Origin of the sequence: Saccharopolyspora sp. NPDC047091 (assembly GCF_040643635.1) — a bacterium.
Taxonomy (GTDB): domain Bacteria; phylum Actinomycetota; class Actinomycetes; order Mycobacteriales; family Pseudonocardiaceae; genus Saccharopolyspora_C.
Genome location: NZ_JBEYUS010000001.1, coordinates 24,989 through 44,368 on the forward strand (window position 1 = coordinate 24,989; position 19,380 = coordinate 44,368).

Annotated in this window: 16 protein-coding genes and 3 tRNA genes; 10 read left to right on the forward strand and 9 right to left on the reverse strand. The window is 72.2% G+C overall.

Annotation, left to right across the window (positions count from 1 at the left end):
* Positions 1-173: 173 nt before the first annotated feature.
* The 3 genes from ABZ805_RS00140 to ABZ805_RS00150 all read right to left on the reverse strand — a co-directional run bounded on the left by ABZ805_RS00140 (position 174) and on the right by ABZ805_RS00150 (position 4,172).
* Positions 174-1,385, reverse strand: a complete 1,212-nt coding sequence (locus tag ABZ805_RS00140) for an MFS transporter (protein ID WP_358432298.1) — start codon at positions 1,383-1,385, stop codon at positions 174-176.
* A 355-nt stretch (positions 1,386-1,740) separates the two neighbouring features.
* Positions 1,741-3,456, reverse strand: coding sequence for a cytochrome c oxidase subunit I (gene ctaD, locus ABZ805_RS00145; protein WP_358432300.1), 1,716 nt, complete (start codon positions 3,454-3,456; stop codon positions 1,741-1,743).
* 149 nt (positions 3,457-3,605) lie between these two features.
* A complete protein-coding gene (locus ABZ805_RS00150) occupies positions 3,606-4,172 on the reverse strand; it encodes a TetR/AcrR family transcriptional regulator (RefSeq protein ID WP_358432302.1) in 567 nt (188 codons plus the stop codon).
* A gap of 101 nt (positions 4,173-4,273) precedes the next feature.
* Between ABZ805_RS00150 and ABZ805_RS00155 the strand changes: the two genes are divergently transcribed.
* The 3 genes from ABZ805_RS00155 to ABZ805_RS00165 all read left to right on the forward strand — a co-directional run bounded on the left by ABZ805_RS00155 (position 4,274) and on the right by ABZ805_RS00165 (position 9,178).
* A complete protein-coding gene (locus tag ABZ805_RS00155; protein ID WP_358432304.1) occupies positions 4,274-5,887 on the forward strand; it encodes a carboxyl transferase domain-containing protein in 1,614 nt (537 codons plus the stop codon).
* Positions 5,888-5,985: 98 nt separating this feature from the next.
* Positions 5,986-8,025, forward strand: coding sequence for a biotin carboxylase N-terminal domain-containing protein (locus tag ABZ805_RS00160; protein WP_358432705.1), 2,040 nt, complete (start codon positions 5,986-5,988; stop codon positions 8,023-8,025).
* Position 8,026: 1 nt separating this feature from the next.
* On the forward strand, positions 8,027-9,178 hold the full coding sequence (locus tag ABZ805_RS00165) for an acyl-CoA dehydrogenase family protein (protein ID WP_358432306.1): 1,152 nt from the start codon (positions 8,027-8,029) through the stop codon (positions 9,176-9,178).
* Between the two features lie 117 nt (positions 9,179-9,295).
* Here the strand turns inward: ABZ805_RS00165 and ABZ805_RS00170 are convergent, their stop codons facing one another.
* Entirely contained in the window at positions 9,296-9,778 is a 483-nt protein-coding gene (locus tag ABZ805_RS00170) for a hypothetical protein (RefSeq protein WP_358432308.1), read from the reverse strand.
* A gap of 647 nt (positions 9,779-10,425) precedes the next feature.
* On the opposite strand from ABZ805_RS00170, the gene ABZ805_RS00175 reads away from it, so the two are divergent.
* The 5 genes from ABZ805_RS00175 (at position 10,426) to ABZ805_RS00195 (ending at position 12,327) form a co-directional block, all read left to right on the forward strand.
* Complete coding sequence (locus ABZ805_RS00175) at positions 10,426-10,665, forward strand: hypothetical protein (RefSeq protein WP_358432310.1); 240 nt, start codon at positions 10,426-10,428, stop codon at positions 10,663-10,665.
* Positions 10,666-11,127: 462 nt separating this feature from the next.
* Complete coding sequence (locus ABZ805_RS00180) at positions 11,128-11,742, forward strand: ScbR family autoregulator-binding transcription factor (protein ID WP_358432312.1); 615 nt, start codon at positions 11,128-11,130, stop codon at positions 11,740-11,742.
* Positions 11,743-12,058: 316 nt separating this feature from the next.
* Positions 12,059-12,131: transfer RNA gene (locus ABZ805_RS00185), tRNA-Glu, on the forward strand.
* A gap of 16 nt (positions 12,132-12,147) precedes the next feature.
* Positions 12,148-12,224 (forward strand) — tRNA-Asp (locus ABZ805_RS00190).
* A gap of 29 nt (positions 12,225-12,253) precedes the next feature.
* Positions 12,254-12,327: transfer RNA gene (locus tag ABZ805_RS00195), tRNA-Phe, on the forward strand.
* Positions 12,328-12,836: 509 nt separating this feature from the next.
* On the opposite strand, the gene ABZ805_RS00200 is transcribed toward ABZ805_RS00195, so the two are convergent.
* The 4 genes from ABZ805_RS00200 to ABZ805_RS00215 form a co-directional block, all read right to left on the reverse strand.
* Positions 12,837-13,268, reverse strand: a complete 432-nt coding sequence (locus ABZ805_RS00200) for a hypothetical protein (RefSeq protein WP_358432314.1) — start codon at positions 13,266-13,268, stop codon at positions 12,837-12,839.
* A 145-nt stretch (positions 13,269-13,413) separates the two neighbouring features.
* The gene (locus ABZ805_RS00205; RefSeq protein ID WP_358432316.1) at positions 13,414-13,635 is read right to left on the reverse strand and encodes a hypothetical protein; all 222 of its coding nucleotides are present in this window, start codon (positions 13,633-13,635) and stop codon (positions 13,414-13,416) included.
* Positions 13,636-13,920: 285 nt separating this feature from the next.
* Positions 13,921-14,766 carry a hypothetical protein gene (locus tag ABZ805_RS00210; RefSeq protein ID WP_358432318.1) on the reverse strand — a complete coding sequence of 282 codons (846 nt, stop codon included), beginning with the start codon at positions 14,764-14,766 and terminating at the stop codon, positions 13,921-13,923.
* A gap of 7 nt (positions 14,767-14,773) precedes the next feature.
* Positions 14,774-15,409, reverse strand: coding sequence for a hypothetical protein (locus ABZ805_RS00215; RefSeq protein ID WP_358432319.1), 636 nt, complete (start codon positions 15,407-15,409; stop codon positions 14,774-14,776).
* 61 nt (positions 15,410-15,470) lie between these two features.
* On the opposite strand from ABZ805_RS00215, the gene ABZ805_RS00220 reads away from it, so the two are divergent.
* Positions 15,471-16,907, forward strand: a complete 1,437-nt coding sequence (locus ABZ805_RS00220; RefSeq protein WP_358432321.1) for a PLP-dependent aminotransferase family protein — start codon at positions 15,471-15,473, stop codon at positions 16,905-16,907.
* A gap of 259 nt (positions 16,908-17,166) precedes the next feature.
* Here the strand turns inward: ABZ805_RS00220 and ABZ805_RS00225 are convergent, their stop codons facing one another.
* Positions 17,167-17,985, reverse strand: a complete 819-nt coding sequence (locus ABZ805_RS00225) for a hypothetical protein (RefSeq protein ID WP_358432323.1) — start codon at positions 17,983-17,985, stop codon at positions 17,167-17,169.
* 227 nt (positions 17,986-18,212) lie between these two features.
* On the opposite strand from ABZ805_RS00225, the gene ABZ805_RS00230 reads away from it, so the two are divergent.
* Positions 18,213-19,337 carry a S8/S53 family peptidase gene (locus tag ABZ805_RS00230; protein WP_358432325.1) on the forward strand — a complete coding sequence of 375 codons (1,125 nt, stop codon included), beginning with the start codon at positions 18,213-18,215 and terminating at the stop codon, positions 19,335-19,337.
* Positions 19,338-19,380 lie beyond the last annotated feature (43 nt).

The window sequence follows — 19,380 nt, forward strand, 5'->3', positions numbered from 1 at the left end:
GCCCAGGGCGTCCTCCATCACAGCACGCGGCACCGCGGGAAGCCATCCGTCGACCAGCGCTTTCCGCCCCGCCGCAGCACAGCCGCCGCACCTGCCCCCGCCGCACCGGGAACGGCCCCGGACGTGCGAAGGGCCGGCCACCGCGTGGGTGACCGGCCCTCGTCGTCGAGCCGTCAGCGGGCCGGGACCTCCGCGGCCTGCTCGACCTCGGCGCGGTGCGAGGCCACGACCTCGCCGGAGCGCGGGCTGCGGTCCAGCCAGCCGGACAGCAGCGCGAAGCCGAGCCCGACCAGCGCCAGGATCGCCCCGACCCAGCTGGGCGCGGTGAGCCCGAAGCCGCCCGCGATGACCAGGCCACCGAGGTAGGCGCCGAGCGAGTTGGCGATGTTGAACGTGGACTGGATGCTCGCCGACCCCAGCGCCGGGGCCTCCTTCGCCTTGTCCAGGATGCGCGCCTGGATGCTCGGGATGGCGGCGAACCCGGCCAGCCCGACCGCGAACACGTTGATCGCGGTCAGCACCATGCTGTGCGAGGTCACCAGGAACGTCGTCAGCGTCACCGCCAGCAGCGCCAGGAAGACGTACAGCGTCTTCATCGGCGCCCGGTCCGCGAGCCGCCCGCCGATGATGGTGCCCGCGGTCATGCCCACGCCGAACAGCGCGAGCAGCGCCGTCGCCATCGTGGGGCTGAAGCCGGTGACGTCGGTGAGCAGCGGCTTGATGTAGCTGTAGAAGGAGAACGTGGCGGCGAAGCCGAACACGACCACGGCGAACGCCAGCCACACCTGCGGCCGCTTGAAGGCGACGAGCTCGCCGCGCAGGCTCACGTCGGTCGGCTTCGGCTGCTGCGGGACGAGCAGGGCGACGGCGATCAGCGCGATGACGCCGATGGCGGCGACGACGGCGAAGGTGAACCGCCACCCGAGCGACTGCCCGAGCAGGGTGCCCAGCGGCACGCCGACGATGTTGGCGACGGTGAGCCCGATGAACATCATCGAGATGGCCTGGGCCCGCTTGTCCCGCGCGACGAGGCCGGCGGCGACGACGGCGCCGACTCCGAAGAAGGTGCCGTGCGGCAGGCCTGCGATGAACCGGGCGGCCAGCAGCGTCCCGTGGGTGGGGGCGAACGCGGAGGCCAGGTTCCCGACGACGAACAGGCCCATCATGCTGATCAGCATCGTCTTGCGCCGCACCCGCATGCCGCCCGCGGTGAGCAGCGGCGCGCCGACGACGACGCCCAGGGCGTACAGGGAGATGTAGCCGCTTGCGTCGGGCAGCGACACGTGCAGGTTGGAGGCCACTTCGGGCAGCAGCCCCATCATCACGAACTCGGTGGTTCCAATGCCGAAAGCTGCGATGGCCAGGGCCAACAGGGCAATGGGCAAGGAGGTCTCCTGAATCGAAAGTTCCGGACCGGGTCAGCGCCCCGAACCCGCCTGCCGAGGACGTCGAGGGTCCCCGCTGCTTTCGGCGGTCGTCGGTGTTCGGAGCTCTTTCTCAGGAAGACCGGCTGTCGCTGGCGGCTCCCCGGACGCGTTCAACACTAAGCCCCGGGGACCGTGTTCCCGGCGGGACTATGAAGCGGACCACTGCCGCGCTGGCCGGTTTCCACTCGTTCGGTTCAGCGTGAACGCGCCACCGGGAAGATCGCCACCCGCGGTGGTGGCGTTACGTGGTTGAAACGATTTGTGCGAGGTCAGCAGAGTGCGGCGGCTCGGCTGTGCAGTCCGCCCAACGAGCTCAGTCGTCCTCAATGGACCGGTTGGGCGGCGGCCCGCCGACGTACGCCTCGGCTTCCAGCCGGTCCAGCATGTGCGGGTAGTGCAGTTCGAACGCGGGCCGGGGCGAGCGGATGCGCGGCAGCTCGGTGAAGTTGTGCCGCGGCGGTGGGCAGGACGTCGCCCACTCCAGCGAGTTGCCGTGCCCCCACGGGTCGTCCACGTTCGCCACCGTCCCGTGCCGGTAGCTGGTGAACACGTTCCACAGGAACGGCAGCATCGAGGCGCCCAGGATGAACGACCCCACCGTGGAGGCCACGTTCATCCCGGTGAACCCGTCGGTCGCCAGGTAGTCGGCGTAGCGCCGCGGCATGCCGGCCCCGCCGAGCCAGTGCTGCACCAGGAACGTGGTGTGGAAGCCGATGAACGTCAGCCAGAAGTGCAGCTTCCCGAGCCGCTCGTCCATCATCCGCCCGGTCATCTTCGGGAACCAGAAGTACATCCCGCCGAACACCGCGAACACGATGGTCCCGAACAGCACGTAGTGGAAGTGCGCCACCACGAAGTACGTGTCGTGCACGTGGAAGTCCAGCGGCGGCGCCGCCAGCAGCACCCCGGTCAGCCCGCCGAGCAGGAACGTCGCCAGGAACCCGAGCGAGAACAGCATCGGCGTCTCGAAGGTCAGCTGCCCCTTCCACAACGTCCCGATCCAGTTGAAGAACTTCACCCCGGTGGGCACCGCGATCAGGAACGTGGTGAACGAGAAGAACGGCAGCAGCACCGCTCCGGTCGCGAACATGTGGTGCGCCCACACCACCACCGACAGCCCGCCGATGAGCAGCGTCGCGAGCACCAGCCCGATGTAGCCGAACAGGGGTTTCCGGCTGAACACCGGGAAGATCTCGGTGACGATGCCGAAGAACGGCAGCGCCACGATGTAGACCTCCGGATGCCCGAAGAACCAGAACAGGTGCTGGTAGGCGATGGCCCCGCCGGTGGCCGGGTCGAACACGTGCGCCCCGAAGTGCCGGTCCGCCAGCAGCCCGAACAGCGCGGCGGTGAGCACCGGGAACGCCATCAGGATCAGCAGGCTGGTCACCAGGATGTTCCAGGTGAAGATCGGCATCCGCCACAGCGTCATGCCGGGCGCCCGCATGCACACCGTCGTGGTGATCATGTTGACCCCGCCGAGGATGGTGCCCAGCCCGCTGACCAGCAGCCCCGTGATCCACAGGTCCCCGCCGAGGCCCGCGCTGTAGGTGGACCGGGACAGCGGCGCGTACGCCGTCCACCCGAAGTCGGCGGCGCCACCCGGCAGCAGCAGCCCGCTGAGCACCATCAGCCCGCCGAACAGGAACAACCAGTAGGAGAACGCGTTCAGCCGCGGGAACGCCACGTCCGGCGCGCCGATCTGCAGCGGCAGGATGATGTTGGAGAAGCCGAACACGATCGGGGTCGCGAACAGCAGCAGCATGATCGTGCCGTGCATGGTGAACAGCTGGTTGTACTGCTCCTGGGAGAGGAACTGCAGCCCGGGCTGGGCCAGTTCGCCGCGGATGAGCAGCGCCATCGCGCCGCCGATCAGGAAGAACGCGAACGCGGTCGCCAGGTACAGCTTGCCGATCGCCTTCGGGTCGGTGGTCCGCGCCCAGTCGGCGAACTTCGAGCTGGTGGGCGTGCGCGGAGGGCCCACAGGGCGCGCCGGGATCGGTGCCGGCCGTGCGGGCGAAGTGGCCATGCGGGTGTCCTCCGGGGGCGCCGCGGGCCGCTGCCGGGCCGGGCGGCCCGGGCCGGAACCCGTCCGGCGCGACCTCGGCGTTCAGTGTTGGCGCTGGTCGGAGGCCCTGCAATCCGGTGCGGTCCTCCGGACGGATGACGCGGAGACGGTCAGCTCAAGGCGGCGATGGCCATGCGGTGCAGCAGTTCCGCCATGGCGGCGGTGCCCAGGTGCGTGCTGTACGGCGTGGAGTTGATCAGCCCGAGCACCGCGTGCACCGAGGCCCGCGCGGTCGCCCGGTCGAGTTCCGGCCGGGTCCGCAGCAGCACGTCCACCCACACCTCGACGTAGCCGCGCTGCGCCTCGCGCACCCGGTTCCGCTCCTCGGCGGCGAGGCTGTCCAGGTCCCGCAGGTGCACGGTGATCAGCGCGGGGTTGGTGAGCGCGAACTCGACGTGCCTGCGCACCAGCTCGTCCAGCGCGAGCCGCGGGTCGGCGGTGGCGCTTGCGCGGCTGCGCCCGGCGTCGAGCAGCCGGTCGCTGATGCCGGTGAGCATCTCGGCGAGCATCGCGTCCTTGCCGCGGAAGTGCCGGTACAGCGCGGGCCCGGAGATGCCGACGGCGCGCCCGATGTCGTCCATGCCGACGCCGTGGAAGCCGTAGCGGGCGAACAGCTCGGCCGCCGCGTCGAGCAGCTGCGCGCGGCGGTTCGGGCGTTCGGTGGCCGGTCCGGTCATCGGAGCAGATACTAGACGCCGAAGTTAGCCGCCGTTAACATCGACGTTGGTTAACGATGACTAACTCGCGGTCGACGCAGTCCGGAGCAGGAGGAACGCCGGTGGATGCCCCCGTCCTGACCAGCGCGCTCGACCCCGCGGCCGAGCGCCCCGCGCGGTTCGCCGCCGAGCACGCCGCGCTCGTCGCCGACCTCGACGCCCGCCTCGCCGAAGCCCGCCTCGGCGGTCCGGAGAAGTCGCGGCGCAGGCACGTCGAACGCGGCAAGCTGCTGCCCAGGGACCGGGTGGACGCGCTGCTCGACCGCGGCTCCCCGTTCCTGGAGCTCTCCCCGCTGGCCGCCCACGAGCTCTACGACGGCGACGCCCCGTCCGCCGGGATCATCACCGGCATCGGCCGCGTCGCGGGCCGCGAATGCGTGATCGTCGCCAACGACGCCACCGTCAAGGGCGGCACCTACTACCCGATGACGGTGAAGAAGCACCTGCGGGCCCAGGAGGTGGCGCTGCACAACGAGCTGCCCTGCCTGTACCTGGTGGACTCCGGCGGCGCGTTCCTGCCCAGGCAGGACGAGGTGTTCCCGGACCGCGAGCACTTCGGCCGGATCTTCTACAACCAGGCCACCATGTCCGCCCGCGGCATCCCGCAGATCGCCGCCGTGCTCGGCTCCTGCACCGCGGGCGGCGCCTACGTCCCGGCGATGAGCGACGAAGCGGTGATCGTGCGCGAGCAGGGCACCATCTTCCTCGGCGGCCCGCCGCTGGTGAAGGCCGCGACCGGCGCCGAGGTCACCGCGGAGGAGCTCGGCGGCGGTGACCTGCACTCCCGCACCTCCGGCGTCACCGACCACCTCGCTGAGGACGACGCGGACGCGCTGCGCATCGTGCGCTCCATCGTCGACACCCTCGGCCCGCGCGCACCGCGGCCCTGGGACGTGCGGCCCGTCGAGGAACCGCTGGTGTCCCCGGACGACCTCTACGCGGCCGTGCCCACCGACAGCCGCACCCCCTACGACGTGCACGAGGTCATCGCCCGCATCGTCGACGGCAGCCGGTTCCAGGAGTTCAAGCGGGACTACGGCACCACGCTGGTCACCGGCTTCGCCCGGCTGCACGGGCATCCGGTGGGGATCGTCGCGAACAACGGCATCCTGTTCGGCGAATCCGCGCTCAAGGGCGCGCACTTCGTGGAGCTGTGCGACAAGCGCTCCATCCCGCTGGTGTTCCTGCAGAACATCTCCGGGTTCATGGTCGGCCAGGAGTACGAGGCGAGCGGCATCGCCAAGCACGGCGCCAAGATGGTCACCGCCGTCGCCTGCGCGCGCGTCCCCAAGTTCACCGTGGTCATCGGCGGCTCGTTCGGCGCGGGCAACTACTCGATGTGCGGGCGGGCGTACTCGCCGCGGTTCCTGTGGATGTGGCCGAACGCGCGGATCTCGGTGATGGGCGGCGAGCAGGCCGCCTCGGTGCTGGCCACGGTCCGCCGCGACCAGTTCGACGCGCGCGGCGAGGAGTGGTCCGCCGACGCCGAGGACGAGTTCAAGCAGCCGATCCGCGACCAGTACGAGGCGCAGGGCCACCCGTACTACTCCACGGCCCGGTTGTGGGACGACGGCGTGATCGACCCGAAGCAGACCCGGTCCGTGCTGGGCCTGGCGCTGTCGGCGGCGGCGAACGCGCCGCTGGAACCGGTCGGCTACGGCGTCTTCCGGATGTGACGGATTCCAGCGGATTCCAGCGGATTCCCGGCGGAGCCCAGCGGAGTCCAGCAGGTTCCCAACGGCTTCTCAGCGGCGACGAGGACGAGGTGAGCGCGGTGGTGGTCGAGGTCGGCGCGGAGGTGGCCGCCGAGGCGGTCGGTCCCCGGATCGACGCGGTGCTGGTGGCCAACCGGGGGGAGATCGCGGTGCGGGTGATCCGCACCCTGCGCGAGCTGGGCATCCGGTCGATCGCGGTGCACAGCGACGCCGACCGGGACGCCCGGCACGTCGCCGAGGCCGACACCTCCGTCCACATCGGACCGAGCAGTGCCGCGGAGAGCTACCTGTCGGTGCCGCGCGTCGTCGAAGCCGCGCTGCGCACCGGCGCGCAGGCCGTGCACCCCGGCTACGGCTTCCTGTCCGAGAACACCGGGTTCGCCCGCGCCTGCGCCGAAGCCGGGCTCACCTTCATCGGTCCGCCCGCCGCCGCGATCGAGGCGATGGGCGACAAGATCCGCGCCAAGGCGACCGTCACCGCCGCGGGCGTGCCCGTGGTCCCCGGTCGCAGCGAACCCGGCATGACCGACGAGGACTTGATCGCCGCCGCCCGCGACGTCGGCTACCCGGTGCTGCTGAAACCGTCCGCGGGCGGCGGCGGCAAGGGCATGCGCCGCGTCGAGGACCCCGCCGACCTGCCCGCGCAGATCGCCGCCGCCCGCCGCGAATCCGGCGCCGCGTTCGGCGATGACACCCTGTTCGTGGAGCGGTTCGTCGCCCGGCCCCGGCACATCGAGGTGCAGGTCCTCGCCGACGCGCACGGCGGCGTCGTGCACCTCGGCGAGCGGGAGTGCAGCCTGCAGCGCAGGCATCAGAAGATCATCGAGGAGGCGCCGTCGGCGCTGCTCGACGAACCCACCCGGCACCGGATCGGGCAGGCCGCCGTCGCCGTGGCGCGCTCCGTCGGCTACGTCGGCGCGGGCACCGTCGAGTTCATCGTCTCCGCCGACCGGCCGGACGAGTTCTTCTTCATGGAGATGAACACCCGGCTCCAGGTCGAGCACCCCGTCACCGAACTCGTCACCGCCGTCGGCGAGCGCCGCGGCCTCGACCTGGTCGCGCTGCAGGTGCGGATCGCCGCCGGGGAACCGCTGCCGTTCGCCCAGCAGGACCTGCGGGTGGACGGGCACGCCGTGGAGGCCCGCGTCTACGCGGAGGACCCGGCGCGCGGCTTCCTGCCCAGCGGTGGCCGGGTGCTGGCCGTGCACGAACCGGCCGGGGTGCGGGTCGACTCGGGCATCGCCGCGGGCGCCGTCGTCGGCTCGGACTACGACCCGATGCTCGCCAAGGTGATCGCCTGGGGCCCGGCGCGCGCCGACGCGCTGCGCAGGCTCGACGCCGCGCTCGCCGACACCGCGGTGCTCGGGGTGATCACCAACGTGGCGTTCCTGCGGGCGCTGCTGGCACGGCCCGAGGTGCTCGCCGGGGAGCTCGACACCGGGCTCATCGAGCGGAACCTGGCCGAGCTCACCGCCGACCCGGTGCCTGCCGAGGTGCCGGTGGCCGCCGCGCTCGCCGACCTCGCCGCCGCCGAACCGGACCCGCGCACCGCCGACCCGTGGGACGTGCCTGGTGGCTGGCGGCTCGGCGCACCGGCGTGGAGCACCTGGCGCTTCGCGGACGCCGAAGTGCGGTTGCGCGGCCGCGCCTCCGACGCGGAAGTGCTGGTCGACGGCGAACCGAGCCGGGCGAGCGCGTTCCTGCACGGCGACCTGCTCACCGTCACCCACCGGTCGCGCACCCGCCGGTACCGCTGGGCGCGCGACGGCGACACCACCTGGCTGGCCGCGGACGGGCGCACCTGGGCCGTCACCGAGCACCGGCTGCTGGCCGAGCGCGCCGAACGCGGCGGCGGCTCCGGCGGTGCCGTCACCAGCCCGATGCCGGGCACGGTGCTCGCCGCGGAGGTCACCGCGGGCCAGGAAGTCCACAAGGGACAGACATTGTTCGTGGTGGAGGCGATGAAGATGGAGCACACCGTCGTCGCCCCACTGGACGGGACCGTCACCGAGGTCACCGCCCGACCCGGGCAGCCGGTGGCGCTCGACCAGCCGCTCGCCGTGCTCGCCGCCCTACCCTCCGGACCCGAGGAGAGCTGACATGATCGACCACCGCCTGGGCGAGGAGCACGAAGCCCTGCGCGACTCGGTGCGGACCTTCGCCCGCAAGGAGGTCGCGCCCGTCATCGGCGACTACTACGAACGCGAGGCCTTCCCGTACCCGCTGGTGCGCACCATGGGCGCGATGGGCCTGTTCGGACTGCCCATCGCCGAGGAGCACGGCGGCATGGGCGGCGACTACTTCGCGCTGTGCCTCGCGCTGGAAGAACTCGCCAGGATCGACTCCTCGCTGGCCATCACCCTCGAAGCCGGGGTGTCGCTGGGCGCCATGCCCATCGCCCGCTTCGGGAACGACGAGCAGCGCCGCACCTGGCTGCCGAAGCTGTGCACCGCGGAGGTCCTCGGCGCGTTCGGGCTCACCGAACCCGGCGGCGGTTCCGACGCCGGAGCCACCCGCACCACCGCCGTCCTCGACGGCGACCAGTGGGTGCTCAACGGGTCCAAGGCGTTCATCACCAATTCCGGCACCGACATCACCGGGTTCGTCACCGCCACCGCCGTCACCGGCAGCAAGCCCGACGGCGGCAAGGAGATCTCCACCATCATCGTGCCGTCCGGCACCCCCGGCTTCCACGTCGCGCCGAAGTACTCGAAGGTCGGCTGGAACGCCTCCGACACCCACGAGCTGTCCTTCGACGACTGCCGGGTGCCCGCCGCGAACCTGCTCGGCGAGCGCGGGCGCGGGTACGCGCAGTTCCTGTCCATCCTCAGCGAAGGCCGCATCGCGATCGCCGCGCTCGGCACCGGGCTCGCCCAGGGCTGCGTCGACGAATGCCTGCGGTACGCGGGCGAGCGGGAGGCGTTCGGCCACCGCATCGGCGAGTACCAGGCCATCCGGTTCAAGATCGCGGACATGGAGCTGCGGGCCAACAACGCCCGGCTCGCCTACTACGACGCCGCGTCCCGGATGCTGCGCGGCGAACCGTTCCGCAAGCAGGCGGCGCTGGCCAAGCTCACCTCGTCCGACGCCGCGATGGACAACGCGCGGGACGCCACCCAGATCTTCGGCGGCTACGGGTTCATGAACGAGACGCCCGTCGGCCGCTTCTACCGGGACGCGAAGATCCTGGAGATCGGCGAGGGCACCAGCGAGGTCCAGCGCATGCTCATCGCGCGCGAACTGGGGCTGTGAGCGCGGTCCGGACGTGGAACCGCCGGCGGAGGCGGTCGGGGGTCGCCTCCACCGGCGGAGTTCGGGGACTGCTCCGGGGTGGTCGGGGGTCGGGGTCCGGCCGCGGCCGGGACGGGGTCAGCGCAGCCGGCCGCCGCGCGGGATGGTGATCTCGGTGTCGGTCTCGCCGCCGTAGGCGTAGGCGTACGGGTCGTACTCGGGCTGCTGGCCGTAGCCCTGCTGCTCGTAACCCGCCTCCTGCTGCGGCCACGCCGGGGTCGCCTCCTGCTGGGGCGCGGCCCGCGGCGGTTCCGGTGCCGGTTCCTCCGACTGCGACAGGTGCTGCATCACCCAATCCCTCGCCAGCGCGCCGGGCGAGGTGCCCTGGCGAGCGGCGAGCTCCTTGAGCTTCTCGTTGGCCATCAGCGGCAGGCGCAGCTGGTAGACCTCGGCACCGCCGAAACCGCGGCCGGAACCGGTGGTTTCGAGGTCCTCCTTCGGGGCCAAGGCCGCGAGGTACGAGTCGAGCTCGTGATCCGGTTCGTTGGCCTGCTGCTGGTTCGCGGACTTGCCCCGCGCGTCCTGCTGCCGGCGTCCGGTCTTCATTCGTCCTAGAGCCACGCGCACACGATAACGGTTCCGTTGCGAAACGTGGAGTGGCTGTGTCCGATTCGCAGGCGGCGTGTCGGCGATCGCCGGTCGCACCCGGGCAGCGGAGGACCCCCACGCCAGGGGGAGGAGCGCGGGGGTCGGAGGGGATCTCCACAGTCGCTGACCGGGGGTGGGTCAGCTTCACGATTGTGGCACGGCGACCTCGATTTCGGGAGGGAGCAGCCGCGAAGTCAGCTACTCGACGTCGACCCGATCGGCCCGCGGACCGCTCGCTTCACCCGGTGGACGGGCACCCGAACACAGCCGGGTGACGGCATCCCGTGAGCGGTGCACCGCGACCACGACTACCCCGGCTACGCATCCGGACGGAGCAGCCGGAGCGCCCGGAGCCACCGCGCCGACGCGGTGCCCGCGGACCCGCCCGGTCGTCCCGGCGTCCGGACCCGCGGGCCTTGCCGCCCGTTCCCGGCGGTCGGGTCACGGTCCGTTCCACAGTGGACGGCCATCCGGTTCGGCGTGGACGGTCCGCCCCTCCCCAGTGGAGAGAACCACGGTCCGTGATTACTCAGCGTCTCCGCTGAATCACTCTGTGGGGGGCTGCGACTGTGCACAAGCTGTGGATAACCTGCGGCCGAAACCCGAGCCGGGGAGGCGTCATGTACGGGTCGTTGGACGTGCGGAAGTTCCTGTCGCAGCAGGAAGAAACCGTTGGCCGATCAACCTCGGTGGTACCCGCGCCGCGCAGCGGCGAGCCCGCCGGGATCACCGACGAACAAGTGCACCGGGCGCGGGTCGCGGTGGCCCGCGGCTCCGAGGGCGCCGAGGACTGCCGGCTCCTGCTGGACATGCTCGGGCTCGTCCCGGACGAAGAGGGCGAGCCACCGGTCACCCGCTGATCGGATTCGGCGGAATCGCGCGGTCGGGCCGCGGCGAGCCGCTCGTTCCGGATCATCGCGCGCGGTGGGTGCTGCCACCGCGCACGGGGAAGTCGCTGGGCACGGGGTCGGCGACGCCGGATCGGCGGATCATCGCGGGGTCGTGGCGAGCGGATCGGGCACGGCTGCGCCGGGGTTGTCTTCCCGCGAGGTCGGGCACCCCCCGGTGGCTCACCTCGCGGGAAGACGTGAGCCCGGCGTGGGGCTCGCGCAAAACATACCGTGCGGTTTCTTTCGAGTTCCCTCCAGGTCACCGGTCGGTTCCGGCAAGATCACCAGTGGGACACGGGAACGGCGGATGGGCACCCGTGGGGGTGGCGCGGTAACTTCGCGTGGCGTAGTTGATCATCCTTTCGTGGGCCGTGTCGCCGGATCTGGTGAGCGTTGAGACATGGTCGACGTCCCAGCCGCCGGAGCCGTCCCATGCCCCAGCAGCGTCGGGCGCAAGTCACCCGCCGTGCCATCGTCATCGCTGCTGCCGAGGAGTTCGACCGCGCCGGCTATGACGCCACCCCGCTCAGCGCGATCTTGCGGCGCAGCGGTGTCACGAAGGGCGCCTTCTACTTCCACTTCCCGTCGAAGGACGCCGTCGCGTCCGCGCTGATCCGCTTCCAGGCGCAGGTCTGGTCGAAGATCTGGCAGCGCTGGACGGGCCGCGGCCTGGATCCGCTGACCACCGCCGTCGAACTCGTCGACGAGGTGGTCCGCATCCTGGAGCGGGACGTGGTGGTCCGCGCGGGAGCGCAGCTGGCGATGCGCGACCAGGAGACCGCGGCCCGCTGGGAGCAGCTGCTCGCCGGCCTGCTGCGGCGTTCCGCCGAGCACGGCCTGCTGCGGCCCGAGATCGATCCGGCCGCCGCCACCCGCGTCCTGTACGCGACGCTCGTCGGCGTCCGGGTGCTCAGCACCGGCCGCGGCATCGGCGCGGCCCAGCAGACCGGCGAGATCTGGCGCGTCGTCCTCGGCGGCATCGCGACGGCCGACTGGCTCCGCGACAACCCCTCGGTCCCGGCGGCGGCCCCCCGCCCCACGATCTGAGACCGCCGTCACAAGAACCCGTTTTCCGTCCCGGAGCCCTGCCCGGCACCCCCGGCGGCCGGTTCCGGCCCCCCGACGCCCTCGGAGGGCATTCGGCCGGTCCCCCGACATTCGGGTGAAAAATACTGGTCAGGAAGCTATGGTGGGGGTCGGCCGCGGACGCCCGGACGGGCGCCGAGCCGCGCGATGCGGCTTAAGGGACCCCCCTGTGCAAGGCCGCTGAGCGTGTGTCGTAAGCTTTCATCACTGCCAACGGGGCGCCCCGAAAGGGAAAAGCCGGTTGGAGGTAAGGCCGGGTCGGTGTCGAATCGGCCAAGCCCCCATCGTCTAGCGGCCTAGGACGCCGCCCTTTCAAGGCGGTAGCGCGGGTTCGAATCCCGTTGGGGGTACGCAACAACAGAACATGGCCCAGTGGCGCAGTTGGTTAGCGCGCCGCCCTGTCACGGCGGAGGTCGCGGGTTCAAGTCCCGTCTGGGTCGCCAGAGCGAACGGCTGCAGAGTCGGACGCCATGGCCAGGTAGCTCAGTTGGTACGAGCGTCCGCCTGAAAAGCGGAAGGTCGGCGGTTCGACCCCGCCCCTGGCCACGCTCGAGAGCTGGCACAAGCAAGCCCCACCGGATCCCGGTGGGGCTTGTTTCGTTCTGAGGCGTGGTTGTCGTGCCGAAGCTGCGGTCGCCGTGTGCGTGGAGCGGTGGTGGGGCCGCGTCGCGCGGGACCGGGAGGGGGCCGCCCTGGCGCGTGCTCAGCTTCGTCCGTGAGCCGTGAGCCGTGAGCCGTGAGCTGTGGGCTGTGGGCTGTGGGCTGTGGGCTGTGGGCTGTGAGCCGTGAGCCGAGGGTCGTGAGATCAGGGTGGTGCGAGAAGGACGCTGGCCACCCCGCGCGTGGGTGCGCGGGGTGGCCAGCGGAATGGTGCGTGGTCCCGGATTGCTGCCGATTTAATCTGGTGCTGTCGAATTGGCTGCTGCCGCATTCGGGCGTGCGGGGGCGATCGGGTTATTCGTGCTGGAGTGGAATGGTCGCGCGATGCGCGTATTCGATCGCCGTATCGGCGGTGGTGCGTTCGTGGAGCTGCGCGGGCGTGGTGGTGTCGCGGGTCAGCCGGCCTGCTGGAAGGCGACGACCGGGAGCTGGCCGTCGTCGCAGCTGACGCCGGTGCGCGGGGTGCCTTGCTGGGTGACCAGCGAGCAGTCGTAGTTGCCGAAGACGTCTTCGGCGTAGCCGTTGGGTCCCGTGACCTGCGACGGGTCGAGGTCGAGGTAGCGGCCGATGACGTTGTGCGCGTCCTCGGCGCCGGCGTGCCCGCCGCTCACGTCGCGGGAGTACACGTCCCAGTAGGAGCCGTCGGGTGCTTGGAGGGCGCCCTGGGACACGTCCATCGGCTGCGGGCCGGGGACCGAGGGGTAGCTGGACTTGGCGCCCATGAAGTTCGTGGTGGCCTCCGAATTCGCGACCCCCGCGATGCCGGCGATTCCGACGAGGGAAAGGCCCGCGGCGAGAACGGAACCCACGATGGCGGTGCTGCGCATGATTGCCTCCGAAATTGTCGCTCGCTTCGTGATCTGTACGGAAGACGCGACAGGAAGCGACCGGTTGTTCGGAGTGATTCGGATCACTGCTGGCTGGGTGGTCCTGGACTGGTGGCCACCGCTCGCGGGGGCGCAGGAGGCCAGGTCACTGCACCGGGAACTGCCGGATCGTCGGGCTCGGCGTGTACTTGTAGATCCACACCCCGTGCGGCCGCTGGTGGTCCTTCACGTACGCGGCGGTCGGGTCCTCGCCGTCGCGGGGGACGGGGATGGGGGACAGCGGGCCGCCGGCCGCGCCCGCGGGCAGGGTGATCTCCCGGCCGTCTTCTGGGCCACCGAACAGTTCGATCCGGGTGTGCAAGTCCACGGGCGATCCCTCCCCAACTGCGTGCTGCGTGCCGTCCGGTACGACTGCCGACGGTGGCGGCAGGTTCCCTTGCCCACTCAAACGAGTGAAGCGGAACTCCGTTGCGCAGGAAAACAAATTCCACCCGAACGTAGGACGCCCCCGCGCTCGACCGGCCTGGGGGTCACCGGGAGTGCGGGGGCGTGAAGTCCACCCCTGGGGGTCAGGTGGACACCACCAGGTTACTTGGTGGTATGCGGATTGTCTCTAGGTGCAGAGATCTTTTTTCGCCGGATCGTGGTGGATTCAACCCGAGCGGGTGTCGTCCGCGAACCGGACCAGTGCCAACGCCTGGTCGTCGTGCCGCTTGGGGCGCGGCCAGCGCTCGCCCCGCGGATCGGCCTCCTCCGTGGCGCGCACTTCGGTGAGGACGGCGGCCGGACCGCCGCGGTCCACCGCGTCCAGCAGCGCGGACCAATCGGAGAAGATCCCGTAGTCCTGCACGCCGCAGGACACGCCATCGGTCATCACCAGCGCCGCCCGCACCTCTCGGCGGGGAAGGCGCGCTCGGGTGGCGTGCGCGGCGGCCTCCGGGACGGCCTCCGCCACCCAGAAGCCGCCTTCGACGTTGCGCAGGCGCGACGTCCGGTCCATCGCCGAGCCCAGCGCCGCCCGGTGCCCGGCGTCGAACCCGCCGCCGGACCGGAGCCGATCCCGAAAGCCGCCGCCTCGGTTCCGGCTGCGCAGTGCGGCGAGCTTGTCGTCGGTCACTGCCCGAACCCCGGCCGACGTGTCCAGCACGATCGGGCTGTCGGCCAGCACCAGGGCTTCCACCTGCTCCTCGTCCCAGCGCAGCAGGGCCGCCGTGCTGGACGGCGACTCGCCGGGGCGCAGGTCGAAGCGGGCCGCCACCTCGGCGATCGACCCGGCCAGGAGGTCCGCCAGATCGGCGCTCGGATCCGCCAGCCGCGGCTCCAGCGCTCCGGCCAGCTGCTCCGCGTACCAGCCGCCGGAGCGGGTGCCGGGGCGCAGCGAGGTCGCGCCGTCCAGCACCGCCACCGCGTTCGGCAGCACCAGCACCACGTCCTCGCTCGCCCCGGAACCCGGGGTCAGCCGATCACCCGGCCGTTCGGCCACCTCGACGTTCGCCATGCCCCCATCATCGGTGCCCCGGCACCGTCACCAGCGGCAGGCACAGCTGGGTGATCCACCCGATCGCCACCGCGTACAGCACCGTCCCGAATCCCACGGACCCGCCGAGCGCCCACCCGACGACCAGCACGCCCACCTCGATCCCGGTCCGCACCAGCCGCACCGACCAGCCGGTCCGCGCGTGCAGGCCGGTCATCAGCCCGTCGCGCGGTCCCGGTCCGAGCCGCGCACCCACGTACACCGCGGTCGCGACCCCGTTGAGCACCAGCCCGGCCACGAACAGCGCCACCTGCCCTGGCAGCCAGTGCGCCGGCGGCAGCAGGCCCAGCACGAGGTCCACCGACACCGCGATGACCACCACGTTCGCCACCGTCCCGATGCCCGGTCGCTGCCGCAGCGGAATCCACAGCGCCAGCACCACGACGCTGGTCAGCGCGGTGATCTCCCCGAAGCTCCAGCCGAGCAGGCGGGTCAGCCCGTCGTGCAGCACGTCCCACGGCGACAGGCCGATCTCGGCGCGCACCATCAGCGCCATGCTCGTGCCGTAGAGCGCCAAGCCGCCGAACAACTGCGCCAGCCGGGCTGCCGGGCGCACCGAGACCGGCATCGGGGAGAGATCCACTGTGGTTGCGGTTGAAGCCATGGTTCGTTGATACGGCGGTATTGGTCTCGTTCACGAGAGCCAATCTGGAACTATTGGACTCATGTCTCGCGTGATAGGACGGATCGGCGCCCGCGGTATCGCGGAACTGCTCGGCACCTGGCACTCCGGCCGCGCCACCTCCGGCGGGCTGCACCGGGCGGTGCGGCAGCTCGTGCTCGACGGCAGGTTGCCGCCCGGCACCCGGCTGCCCGCGGAACGCGAATTCGCCGACGCCCTCGGCGTCAGCCGCACCCTCGTGGTGCGCGCGCTGGACCTGCTGCGCGGCGAAGGGTTCGCGGCCAGCAGGCAGGGCTCCGGCTCGTGGGTGCGGCTGCCCGGCGACCGGGCGCACACCGACCCCGGCGGCTGGCCGCCCACCACCCCCGACCTGATCAACCTGGCGCAGGCCACGCTGCCCGCGCCGCCCGAGTTCACCGCCGCGCTGGACCGGGCGCGCTGCCGCATCCCGGCGGAGCTCGGCGGCCACGGCTACCAGGCGCTCGGCCTGCCCGAACTGCGCGAGCGGATCGCGGAGCACCACACCCGCCGCGGTCTGCCGACCAACCCGCGGCAGGTGCTGGTCACCAACGGCGCGCAGCACGCCTTCGCGCTGGTGCTGCGGACCCTGGTCTCCCCGGGCGAGCGGGTGCTGGTGGAGCACCCCACCTACCCCAATCCGCTGCAGGCGATCCGCGGCGCCGGTGCCGAAGCGGTCGCGGTGCCGATGCTCGGGCAGGGCTGGGACCTGGACCTGATGGCCGCCACGCTGCAGCAGACCACCCCGAAGCTCGCCTACCTGATCCCGGACTTCCAGAACCCCACCGGCATCCAGATGACCGCGGCGGACCGGGAACGGCTGGTCGCGATGCTGCGCCGGACCCGCACCACGGCCGTCGTCGACGAGACCCTGGTGGAACTGGACCTGACCGGGCGGACCCCGCCGCCGCCGGTGGCCGCGTTCGGCGAGGACCGGGTGATCACGCTCGGGTCGGCGGGCAAGACGTTCTGGGGCGGGATGCGGCTCGGCTGGGTGCGGGCGCCCGAGGACCTGGTGCAGCGGCTGCTGCTGGAACGGGCGGCGATGGACCTCGGCAGCCCGGTGCTGGAACAGCTGGTGCTGGCCGAACTGCTGGCCGACCCGGGGCCTGCGCTGCGCGCACGGCGGGACGAGGTGATCGGGATGCGCGACTCGATGATCGCGGAGCTCGCCGAGCAGCTGCCCGGCTGGCGGTTCCGGGTCCCCGACGGCGGATTGTCCCTCTGGTGCGACCTGGGGGCGCCGGTGAGCAGCAGGTTCGCCATCGCCGCCGAGGAGCACGGGCTGCGGCTGGTGCCCGGCACCCGGTTCGCCGTGCACGGGCACCTGGAGCGCTACCTGCGGATCCCGTACGCGCTGCCGGTCGACCAGCACCGCGAGGTCGTGCGCAGGCTGGCCGCGGCGGCGGGCCGGTTCGACGGGATCGCCGATCTCGGGCCCCTGGACGAGCCGATCAGCTGAGGCGCCGCACGGGACGGGCGACCGGATCGCCTTCCGGCACGGCCCCTCGTCGTGCCGGAAGGCGATCTCGGGTGCGGTCCCGGTGCCGCTGGGGCACTGCGACACCGGGACCGGGGCGCGGCACGCAGCTCAGGAGGGGTCAATGTTCCTGGTGCACGTGCCTGCAAGCGCCCCGCGACCGGTCCCGCCGGGCGCAGTCGGCCGGACCGGAGACTTCGGTGGTGCGGCGGCCCCCGGAGCCGGGTGCCGCCGGCCCGGTTCAGTCGGGGGAGGTGGACGGTTCGATCAGCGCGATGCCGCGCGAGGTGACCGTTTCGATGTGCCCGCCGACGGCGCGCACCGGGCCGGGCAGCTGCGGCCGGGTCGGCAGCACGGCGTGCATCCAGCGCGCTCCGGGCCCCGAGCCACCGGGTGCCGCGGCCGCGGTCACCGCGACGGGCGGTGCGATCGGCGGGACCTGGTGCGGTGCGGTGCCGCCGTGGTCCACCGGCGCGGGCGCCGGGGTGGGCTGCGGCTCCGGATCCGCCGCAGCGGGTGGCATGGCGTGCTCGGAGGCGGTGCGGTCCGGAGCGGTGGTCGGTGCGGGTGGTGCCGGTGCGGCGGGCCCCGGGTCGGCGCCGCGGAGTGCGGTGCCGTCGGATGGCTGTGCGGTGTCCGGTGTAGTGCCGGTGGCCTGGTCCGCGGCGAGCTGGTGCACCTCGTCCGGTTCAGCGGGTTCCGGTTCGGCGCGTAGCGGTCCGGCGGATTCGGTGACGGGTTCGAGCTCCTCGCGCACCCCGGCCGTGATGTCGGTGGCGAGGTCGGCGACGCCGAGCTGCTCGGCCGCGGTCGAGGCCTGGTCCACGCGGACCGGTTCCGGGGTGCTCGGTGCCGCGGGCCGTTCGATCGAGAGCGGGGCGATGTCGGGTTCAGCCACCTCGACCTGCACCGCGGGCACCAGTTCGTGCTGCGGCGCGGCCTCGGCCGGACCCGCGGCCAGCAGCCAGGCGCCGCCGAGGAGCCCGGCGGTCGCCGCGGCGCGGGCGGTCCAGGCGCGCAGGCGCGACCAGTGTCCGCGCTGCGCGCAGCTCCCGGTCACCCTCATCACCGCCTGTCGGTCCGCTCCTGCCGAACGCGAGGGGTCAATGCTCCCCTCGCCATAGGATGAGCGGCAGCCCTTCTCGGTATCAACCACCCGGACAGGCGGTGTCCTACCACCGGTTGCGGCGAACGCAGTTGGCTCGATGCCACCGGGATGCCGGGGAATTTCACCCGACGGTATGCCTCAAGTGGACGATCGTGGTGACCGATCGCACAGTGTCCCCTGTGGATTCGATATCGGGCACCCGGTGGACGGTCGCAGAGCTCGGCGAAGGCTGGGCGCGCTACGGCAACGACCTCCTGGTGCACGATCCCGGCGGCCCTGGCGAATGCCTGGTGCGGCGCGGCGAGCTGATCGCCGCGCGCGGCTCGCTGGATCCCGTGCTGTCCCGGCTGCGCCGCTGGGTGGACGGCGTCGACCACGACGAGGAGCTGGAGCTCGCCCGGGTGCGGCTCCGCGCCGCCGAACGGGACCACTGCGTGACCATCGCCGACGAGTTCACCGAGGTCAGCGCCAACCACGTGCACGTCGGTTCCGCCACGATGTTCGGCACCCCGGTGCTGTTCGGCACCGGCTCGGACGCCGAGCCCGCGCCTCCCGTCCCGGAACCGGCCCGGGAACGGTGGGACGTGGTGGTCGGCGTGCTCGACACCGGCTGCGATCCGCACCCGTGGTTCGCGGGCCGCGACTGGTTCGACCCGGTGCCGGAGGTGCTCGACGCGGACGGCGACACCGAGCAGGACCGGCAGGCCGGGCACGGCACCTTCGTCTCCGGGGTGCTGCTGCGGCACGCGCCGGGGGTCGTGATCCGGGCGCACCGGGTGCTGTCCTCGCTCGGGTTCACCGACGACCTCACCGTCGCCGCCGGGCTGCGCGCGCTGCGCCGGGACGCCGCGGCGCGCGGGGAGCGGGTGGACGTGGTGCTGCTGACGGCCGGGTGCCACACCGCGGGCGACCGGTGCCCGCCCGCGCTGGTGGCCGAGCTCGCCCGGTTCGACGGCGCGGTGGTGGTGGCCGCGGCCGGGAACCACGGCTCCGGCCGGCCGTTCTGGCCCGCGGCGCTGCCGGAGGTGCTGGGCGTCGCGGCGAGCGGGCCCGGCGGTGCCCCGGCGGAGTTCTCCGGTTCGGGGGACTGGGTGGACGCGTGCGCGCCGGGGGTGGACGTGGTGAGCAGCCACGTGCGGCTGCTGCCGAGGACGTGCGGGCGGAGCTACGGCTACGCGAGCTGGAGCGGGACGTCCTTCGCCGCACCGCAGGTCGCGGCCGCCGCGGCGAGCGCGGTCCGGGGCGGCGCCGATGCGGACGGGGCTGCCCGGGCGGCGGTGGCGCGTTACCCGTTCGGGGGGTAATCGGCGTTCGGTGAATCTGCGCGGGGGGTTCGTTCCTCTTACT